This window comes from Methanobacterium bryantii (genome assembly GCF_002287175.1).
GTDB classification, from domain to species: domain Archaea; phylum Methanobacteriota; class Methanobacteria; order Methanobacteriales; family Methanobacteriaceae; genus Methanobacterium_D; species Methanobacterium_D bryantii.
The window spans coordinates 1-10,064 of sequence record NZ_LMVM01000011.1; the positions used below are offsets into that span (position 1 = coordinate 1).

Consider the following 10,064-nt stretch of genomic DNA (forward strand, 5'->3'; position numbering starts at 1 on the left):
ACTATAATTCTTAATTATCAAACCCTGAATAGTAGCATTAGCATTTACAGTAAACGCAGTACCCGAACCATTACCCACAATAGTCACAGTGCCTTTAGCTTTGATATTAACTGGCCTAGAAACTATTAAATTTAAATTACTGTACTGTCCACTGTTAAATATAATATTACTGCAGACTACGCAATTATCCAGTATATGTTGAATCTGAGCATTGGTCATATTATTATACACGAAATAGTCAGCAGGAGCTGTAATATTTGAAATAATCAAAGTGCTTGCAGTGGTTGTACTACCATACCAGCTATTTGTATAGAAATTGTCAACAACAACATAATTTCCAACATCTAAATTAATTAACAAACTAGCTACTCCATTACTATCTGTTACAGCAGAATATGTCTTGTTAAATTTTTGATTCATAATGGTGATATTTACTGACTCACCTGCCAGTGGTCTATCATAAATGTCAGTTAAAGTAACTTCATAAATATTGTTAAAATTTGAAATAACAGAATCTGCCCTTAATTTAGTGTCTACCCTGTTAATTGTAAGAGTACCCTTAGCAGAACTTGATTTATACAAACCATTACCACCATATTTAACCGTTACATTATAAAGTCCAGGGTACAGGTTTATCATTAAGCCCGCAGTACCATTTACATCTGTTTTAAGATTAAAGGTTTCACTCTGGTTACCTTGAGATATAATTAGCTTTATACTCTCATTTCTAAGTACATTGCCGTTAGCATCTCTCACTTTAACAATATATGGGTTCCCACGACCGTACAAAACAGATGTTTCAAGGGTTACATTCGTGTTTATTGGAGATATAGTAAAAGAAGAAGTACTGCTGCTGGACCCATACCAACCATTACCTGCAAAACTTATTTTTACATTATATTTACCCTGTGAAAAATTAACAACCAAACCTGCCCTGCCTTGATCATTAGTAACACTATAATAAATCTTTGATTCACTTCCATGTGAAATATTAAAGCTTATTTTTTGACCTGCTACTCCCTTACCATTAAAATCATATAAATCTGCATAGAACACATTTCCAGTACCATAAAACGTTCCATCGTAAGAAACTATTTTGGTTATCGAGGTTAAGATTTGTATGATGGCATCAGCTTGAGAACCTTTGAAATATCCATTACCTCCATAACTAACATGTACGTTGTAAATACCTATCGTATTATTGAGTAAAATAGTAGCCATACCATTTTCATCAGTAATTACCGAATATACCTCTGATTTACCATTTTTATCTGTGAAAGTAACCTTTAAAGTTTGATTGGATATTAAATAACCATTTACATTGCGCAAAATTATTTTGTAAACATTGCCTTTACCATAAAAAGCAGCGTTATCAATGTCAATTACAGTACTGTTATTTCGGATTGTCAGATCCAAGCTTTGATTGTCGATGGCTGCATTAGCTGTAAAATCCTTATCCGAATTGGTAATTGTGGCTAAAGCCTGATTATTAGTTAAATTTTCGTGTTCTGGAGAAATATTAGTGTTAGTTCCCTTAAAGAATACTTCCCTAGAAGGTAAAACTCCGGCCAAATTATGAATGGTGCCATTTAAATCTGTTACCTTATCTAAAGAAGCATTTAAAACATTATTGTTAATGGTTAAAGTCATTATGACCCAGTTATAAGCATAAACATCTCCCAAAAAGCGGTACACCTTTTCACTGGTAGGCCCGCTGTTTGAACCCCACCAATTAGATAACAGATAAGCCGTCCCCATGCGATTATAGACATCATCAGCTAAATATTTGGCAGTATTATTAACAAAAACGGAATATGAAACATTCAAATCACCTAAATTATAAATAGCTCCGCCATACGCCGCATAATTATTTGAAAAAGTACACTGAGTAACAGTCAGATTACCCCCATTAAAAATGACACCATTAGAGTTGTAATCTTCATAATCATCAACCACATTAGAATTATTAATAAACGTGGAATTGGAGATGGTTAAATTCTTAGGTCTAGAATTGTAGTCACCGTTAATTATAATTGAGCCTCTAATTGAGCCTCTTCCAGTATTGTTTATGAAAAGAGAGTTATTGATAATACTGGCCTGAATTACACAAGATCCCGTATTATCCATAAATTTACAGTTTTCAACAGCGGCCCCCTGATCAAAGTTACAGAAAGTCACGCCCCCTGTATTGTTAGTAAAATTTGAACCATTAACCAGGGCAGATGAACCTGAACTCCACTCAGCATATATTGCATTTAAATTATTATTAATAAAAGTCGAATTTATAACTGTTAAATTACCACATGAACGGATGATTGCTCTATCATAAATAGAAGTGTTAGGAATTGATATATTAGTAAAAGAAGACTTTATAACTGTTAAATTACCCTCAGATTGAATAGCATATCCAACTATATTATAAAATTTAGAATTATATGCCTTAACATCTCCAGAACCTCCAATACATCCTGTGGAATTGGTTATTGTACAGTTATTTAAAACTAAGACACCGCCGCCGTTATTAATTAAAAGCACGTTATAAGACATGTTTGAGCATATATTTATGTTATTTAAATTTAACTGCCCAAATTCAGTGATATTAAAAAGATTGATGTTGGAGTACCTGTATATTAACACGTCACCATTAAAAGAACTGAATGTAAGGTACTTGTTTATATACAAATCAGTGTTATATAGACCGGTATATGTTCCGGCGTAAATATAAATTTTATTCCCATTTAAAGCTTTACTTACTGCTTTTTGTAAAGTTTTATATGGATTATCTCTGGATCCATCGCCGTAGTAATCATCACCATCGTTGGAGACATATATAGAGTAATCGGTCCAGCCGGTACCTATAACCAGCCTCACTTTTTGATTATCCACACATGCATAGATCCACGTGTCTTCAGTATTGTTCAGGTAAGTGGTGGAAAAGGAGTTATTCACCATGTACCCGTTTGGAGGTGAGAAATTTCCATTATCAGTTTCAAAACTTATAAAACGTGAAGGTAAATACGTTTTCCCTAAATCAAAAACATTTTTACCGTCGGTATATTTAAAAACAGCAGTAACCGTAGCATTGGTTTTAGATGGAATAGGATTCTTATCACTGCCAAATGTTAATATAACCCACTTATCAACAACAACATTATAAAGAGTTGGTACTTTATTAGACCCCCACCAGTTATAAGACGCATATGCAGTACTATTAACTCCACTAGTACTTATAGTGCCCAATATTACAGAATAAGTTATATTGAGTGTACTATTAACACCAACAGAAGCTGCATATCTTCCAAATGATGATCCAGTGATAGTGGCATTACTGTTTTCTAATTGAACTGCAGAATATGATGAATCAACGAATGATGAGTTGTATATGTAGACAGTATTGCCCTTGCTTGTTACCATGGAGTCTGCAAATGATGCATTTGTAATGGTAACTGAATTTCTGTTGCTGCCAAAATTATCGCAGATTATACTGCTTGAAGTAAACTTAGAAGATATTACAGACATATTACCTGCATTAAACAGTCCTCCACCGGTATTTTCAATAAATTGGCTGTTATGAACGTTGGTCGTGCCGAAGTTGGCAATTCCCCCCGCGTAATTGGTAGCCTTATTCGTTTTAAAGGTGGAATTTAAGACTGTTAAACTGCCATAATTTAAAATAGCACCTCCTAAAAACCCATTATTATTACTGAATGTGGAATTATTTATGGTTAATTCACCACGGTTAATTATAGCTCCAGAGGTGGATTCTTCCCCAGCATACCCATTTATGAATTTTAATCCATTCAAAGTTAAATTGCCATCTGAGGTTATATCAAAAATCTGCGACTTTCCTTCACCGTCAAGTGTAACTGCACCATCCCAGGCTGAAATAATCAATGTTTTATCAATAATTAAGTTGGTGTTGTTTATACCCCTGTAAGTACCATTGAACATGTAAATAGTCGAACCGCCAGCTGAATGGCTGATAGCCGAATTTAAACTCTGATAAGGATTATCAAGAGTACCGTCCCCCTTTTCATCACTGCCATTAGCTGCCACGTAAATTTTAGAATCACCACCTGCAGAATAAACTTTTTGACCTTTAACCTTCACAGGATCAGCAGTCAAATTAGCTGAATTAACATGAATATCACTATTTACTGCTGAAATATTAGTTACATCCCCTGATGAAGTATCACCAGCACTGACCATGCCCATTGATAATGCCAGAGACACGATAAATAGTATCGCCATTCCCATTTTATTAAACATCACTTTCTTCCCATCCATGTTAAATAATCCCCTCATATATACTCCTTTTACAATACGATTTAACGCTTAAATTGCTTCTTATTTCTCATATAACCCATAACAACCAGGAATACAAAAAATAAAACCGCTATTAAACCTGCTAAAACATCACTAGACTCTTCTGTTACGGTTTTTTTGTCTTTACTTATTTCATAAACCTTCTGACCATCAGCACCAGAACTACTGCCAGATTCTCCTCCTGATGAAGAACTAGAACCTGCAGCAGCCGCAATATTAACTGCACCTACTGTATTCAGCAAATTATTAATAAAATCTAAATCAGATTGGCCATTGCCCCACATATTATTGCCATTTGAATTATTATTCAGACCAGAGCCTTTTCCATTACCATTACCCGTGCCGTTGCCATTACCTATACCAGATCCAGAACCGTCGCCTAGGCCTGAACCAGTTCCAGTACTAAAACTAAGCCCAGATACTAAATTGGAACTACCGCCATTGCCCGAATTGCCCCCATTACCAGAATTACCACTATTACCGGAATTACCCCCATTACCCGAATTACCTCCATTATCATTCCAGTTACTTCTTTCGGTTAACCATGCTTTTAATTGAGCTCCGCTATTCCATACATCATCTGTAGGGCCAGTAAGACCCCAATAATTACCCCTGGCGTCTATATTCGTCCAGTAAGGCTGAGCAAATATTGTGGGATAAGTTGGTGCAAAATTATTGACAATATTTGAATTGGTGATGTTCACATTAGCATCTACAAATCCAAAGGCACCGCCACGCACCATGGCAGTGTTATTTTCTATATCACAATTAGCTATGGTCAGCTGATACAAAATATGGCCCCAAACCATATCTCCCTCATAATAAAGTCCAGCATAGTACATAGCCGTATTATTACTTATTATTGAGTTAGTAATTTTGATATTACCCCCAGATAACCCAAGAGCACCAGAAGACGTAGCCTTGTTATACCTAAAAACAGACCTATCAATAGTACCTTCATCAGTTGATAAAGACACAGCACCGCCGCTGTTACTGGCTTCATTATAGGTGAAAGTTGAATTTAAAATGGTGAACTTTTTAGTACGGCCAAAAATAGCGCCACCACTTTGGGCACTGTTGTTTTTAAATGTTGAGTTTGAGATATAATCTACTGCAACACCCTCTAAAGGGTTGCCTTTGTATGCAGAATTCGAAATAACGCCCCCATATGAGGCATTATTAAATTCAAATAAACAGTTAGATGCATTTAAATAACCATAATTATCAATGACGCCGCCATTATCTGTGGCAGAATTATGTTCAAATGAAGAATTAAAGATATTTAAAGAACCTGTTTCATTGTTATAAATTACTCCACCACAGAATGCAGAATTATAGTTAATTTTACATCCACTAATGAACACGTTCCCATAATTCGATATAGATCCGCCATTATGTGCACTATTATGTGATAAAACAGAATTACTTACAGATAAATTTCCATGATTAAGTATAGCTCCACCTTCACCACTTGATTTACTATATGATATTCCAGAGTTATCTATTTTTAATTTTCCATAATTTATAAACGCAGATCCATTTTCTGAATAAGTATTAGTTATATTTAAACCAGATATGGTCAAATAACCTGTTGACGAAATGTAAAACATTTGCTTTTTATCACCTTCAAGAACTACTTTACCGTTCAAAGAAGAAAGGGTGATTGTTTTATTGATCATCAATCCTGTTTCATGATAAGTTCCTTTTAAAAGATAGATGAGTGCCATGTTAGGTGCCTGGGATATCGCATAGGCAATTGATTTATATGGATTCACCTGCGAACCATTGCCAGTTATATCACTGCCATCCAGTGAGACAAAAATATAAACAGGGGTATTATTACATACAACATCAAATAATGCATAAACCGCACCATCTGCCATTTTATGATTATTATCGCTTATCAGGTAATTTCCAGCTACCACATTAGAAGCAAAAACATTAGCTGCCATGAAGACTGCATAATCGCCGCCGGGAAGATAAGTAGAAATTATATAATTATCATTCACCTGGTTATTTGATGATCCGTTGGAGTAATAGATTCCGGTTTGGCCAGTTGATATTTTATCTCCATTAACCTTGCTGGTTCCATTAACAAGTATTGTATTGCTTTTAATCAGGTCCCCGTTGGTTTTAAACCCTGCATAACCATAAGAAGTGCTGGAATTAGAGTAAATCATGTTACCTGTAACTACATTGTTAAGAGCTCCCAATGACTCTATTAAATAGGTTAAACTACCCGTACCATTAATCGTATTGTTAATTATCTGAGTATTGTTAGTCCAGAGCGTGCCAAAACCAATATAATCTACAGAATAATCAGTTATCACACCATACACTTCAGCAGAAACCAGTGACAACCTATTGTTAAGTATCAATGTATTACAGGCCATTGCAACATATATTCCCTTAGTAGAAGAATTAGATTTAAGATTAATAATATTATTGGAGATTGAATTATATTTAGGACTTCTACCATAATTATTTTGATAACTATTAGACACACAAATACCACATAACACGTAACTACCCACCATCTCAATTAAATTATCACTAATTTGATTAGAAACACTATTAAGAGCAACTAAAATACCAGTCACTCCCGATTTAACCGTGTTAAAAATTTTAATGGTGTTTTTGCTTACTGTGACATTAACCGCGTCAATCAAAGTAATAGCAGTTTCATCTGTCAAATTAAATATTAAATTACTTACAGTTGAGTTGGATGCGCCAGATTTTAAAATAAAACTAGCATTAATACCGCTACTGCCCTGATAAGAAGTTAAATTCAAAGGAATGCCAAAAACCAAACTGCAATACTTCTTTAAATCTGCAAACAGTAAAGTATCGTTTGTTTGAACTATACTGTCCTTTAACAACTCCCCATTTGATCTACCTGTAAAATAGTTCAGCAAATTCTCATCATCAATCACATAGGAATTCCTGGCCAAAGTAGTGTTAAAAGCATCGTTAAAAATCATCTGCTTAACCGCATTAGTATAGACCGTGTTAAGCAGGATATTGGTAGTGCCAGCATTAGCTGTTAAATAAATAGCAGCATTACCTTTACCCAGCACATCCAAACTACCTGGATCAGTGAAGCTCAAATCACCACCAGTAGTGCGAATACTATTAGATTTAATGGTTACATTACTGGTCTTGTAGGCGCTGATTCCATAAACACCGCTGCCCACACCTGAAATAGAATTGTTTACAATAGAAACATTGCTGCTCATATGCAACTCAACCAGATAAGCCATCCCTTTAACACTGACCATTATAATATTATTCATGATATTTAAATCGTGCAAAGAACCCATTATATTGGCTGTTGCAATACCATATCCATAGGATCCACCAAATATGTTAATTGTGTTGTTAACTATACCAGAATAGATTAATGAATCAGTGTATATCCCTTCCACCAGTTTATTCCCAATTAAAATAATACTGTTGTTGGCTATGGTAAAATATTTTGAGAAATCACTGGCAAAGTGGGAGTTATCGGGATTATATGACACTGCATTAACACCGTAGACATACCCTTTATCACTGTTGATGAAAATATTGTTTTCAGTGATATTAACATATTCACAAGCACCATAAGACAATATACCTGATAAAGAACCAGTATAACCTGGATCTGAGAGAATAGTTATATTATTACCTGTTATATTAATGTTGCCAGTTCCTTCTGCTAAAATTATGGCATTTAAATTTGTATTATAAAAATTCAGGTCTTTAATTACAGACCCGCCAGCATCAGGATACAACGTTATGGTTACTTTAGTCAGCAGGTTGGCCATGCCATTGCTGAGCAGTGTGACCTTCTGATCGAATTTCAGATTTTTATTGCTTAAATGAGTTAAAACAATCACAGGATCATTTTTAAATGATTTAAACTTAAGATAACCATTTTTATCAAAATAAGTGTCATAATTAGAATCATTTACAATAATAGCTGTAGCATCGTTTATAACACCATTAACCGTATTATCAGAACTGTTATCCCCGAACTCATCAGTAATGTCCTTATAGATACCTTTAGAATTAGTATATATACTGTTTCCAGAAATGGTGGTATTGTATATTAAACCTTCCAAGTAGATTCCATAAAGATTACTGGTAATTGTATTGTTGATAATTGAATTATTATAAATTCTTACACGCGGAGAAACTATATGAATACCATAAGACTGCGTGGTTATCTTATTCCCAATTATCTCGGTATCACTACCAAATCCCTCAATACCTGCATCTCCCTTAGTATTAATCGTATTGTTGATGACTGAACCTTGCCCTGTTTTTATACCAATACCATAAACTGGGAGATTAATAATATTATTAGACACCATACAGTTATTATCTGCATATATTGCATAATTGCAGCCTTCACTAAGGGTTATACTGTTATTACTGATTGTAACGTTCTTAGAGTCACTTACTTGAATCCCCACTACAGCAGATTTAACATTAATTACATTATCAGACACTAATATATTGGAACCAACTGCTGAAATTGCAAGATCATATGAGTCATCTATAAAATGATTTCCCTTAATTGTAAGGTTATTACCGGTTAAGACTATTCCAGAAAAAAAATGAGAAATTGTGTTATTAATGATAGTTGTATTATCATGGCTGTTATACGTAAACATCATGCCAATGATCATCTCACTAATAACTTCAGAGTGTAAATAGTTGTTTGATATATAATTACCAATACATAAGCCAGATCCATAGTTAGCATTTCCAAAGGGATTGAAATAAATAATATTACCTACCACCCCATAGATTGCACCTCTAACTTCTAAATGATTATATGATATATTATTGTAATTAGATTCGCTCATGGGCATGCAAATGGTTGCACCGCTGGAAAACCGGTTATATATTATAGTATTGTTATTTGACCAGTCCATTGGCAGGATATATGATCCCGCTAAACGAGAAAATTCCACGTCGTTGTAAGATATTGTATTATAACTGGAATTGGTAAGTCGAATCCCATCTAAAATTTCACTGGAAATACCATTTACCGTGTAAACTACTTTATTATTTCTTATTTTGAGCCCAGTTACAATGGAACCGTTGCTGCCTGCTATTAAGTGGATCATTCCGTTGGTTATTTGATCTCCGTCGCAGATGGTGGTTATAGTAAGCCTGCGGTCAATGGTAAACATTTTATCAGTTACATTACCAATTCTCAGAGTGTCGCCTGAGATAATATCTGCAGAAGACAGTATTCTGCCGGTATAAACATTGAAATAGTTAACATAATTATCATTAGTGATATTGATCTCTCTAACATTACGGGAAGCACTCTTAGAAGTAACAGACAACTTAGAAGAGTTCAATCCCAAATTATCAGTATTTGAATTATTATCAGCATGAGTAGTATTTAAAGATAGATTTCCCGTTGTATTTTCAGCATTTACAGTAGTAACTGATAGAAAGATAATTAAAATTGAAATCAAGACTACATGCTTTTTATTTATTTTTATCAATTGTATTTCACCCAATTTACAATTTTACTAACATCCCATTTTTAAAGAAAAAAATTATAACCCATTTTAATCTACTTAATCCCTCAAATATTTGGAAAAATCCTTTTTTAACCAGAATTCCTTAAAAAATTAAAAAATGGAATAAATGTCAAATGAGAGGTTTTATTTTATTAACTTCGTGTTGACTTTATTCTTTTTTATGGTGTTTTTAGTGTTTTTAACAGATTTCAC

2 protein-coding genes are annotated in these 10,064 nt (G+C 34.1%); both read right to left on the reverse strand.

The window, feature by feature from the left end; translation table 11 throughout:
* A partial coding sequence (locus tag ASJ80_RS05595; protein WP_143747721.1) for a beta strand repeat-containing protein occupies positions 1-4,287 on the reverse strand: 4,287 nt, incomplete at its 3' end.
* Between the two features lie 41 nt (positions 4,288-4,328).
* Positions 4,329-9,833 carry a right-handed parallel beta-helix repeat-containing protein gene (locus ASJ80_RS05600; RefSeq protein ID WP_069584484.1) on the reverse strand — a complete coding sequence of 1,835 codons (5,505 nt, stop codon included), beginning with the start codon at positions 9,831-9,833 and terminating at the stop codon, positions 4,329-4,331.
* Between the last annotated feature and the right edge of the window lie 231 nt (positions 9,834-10,064).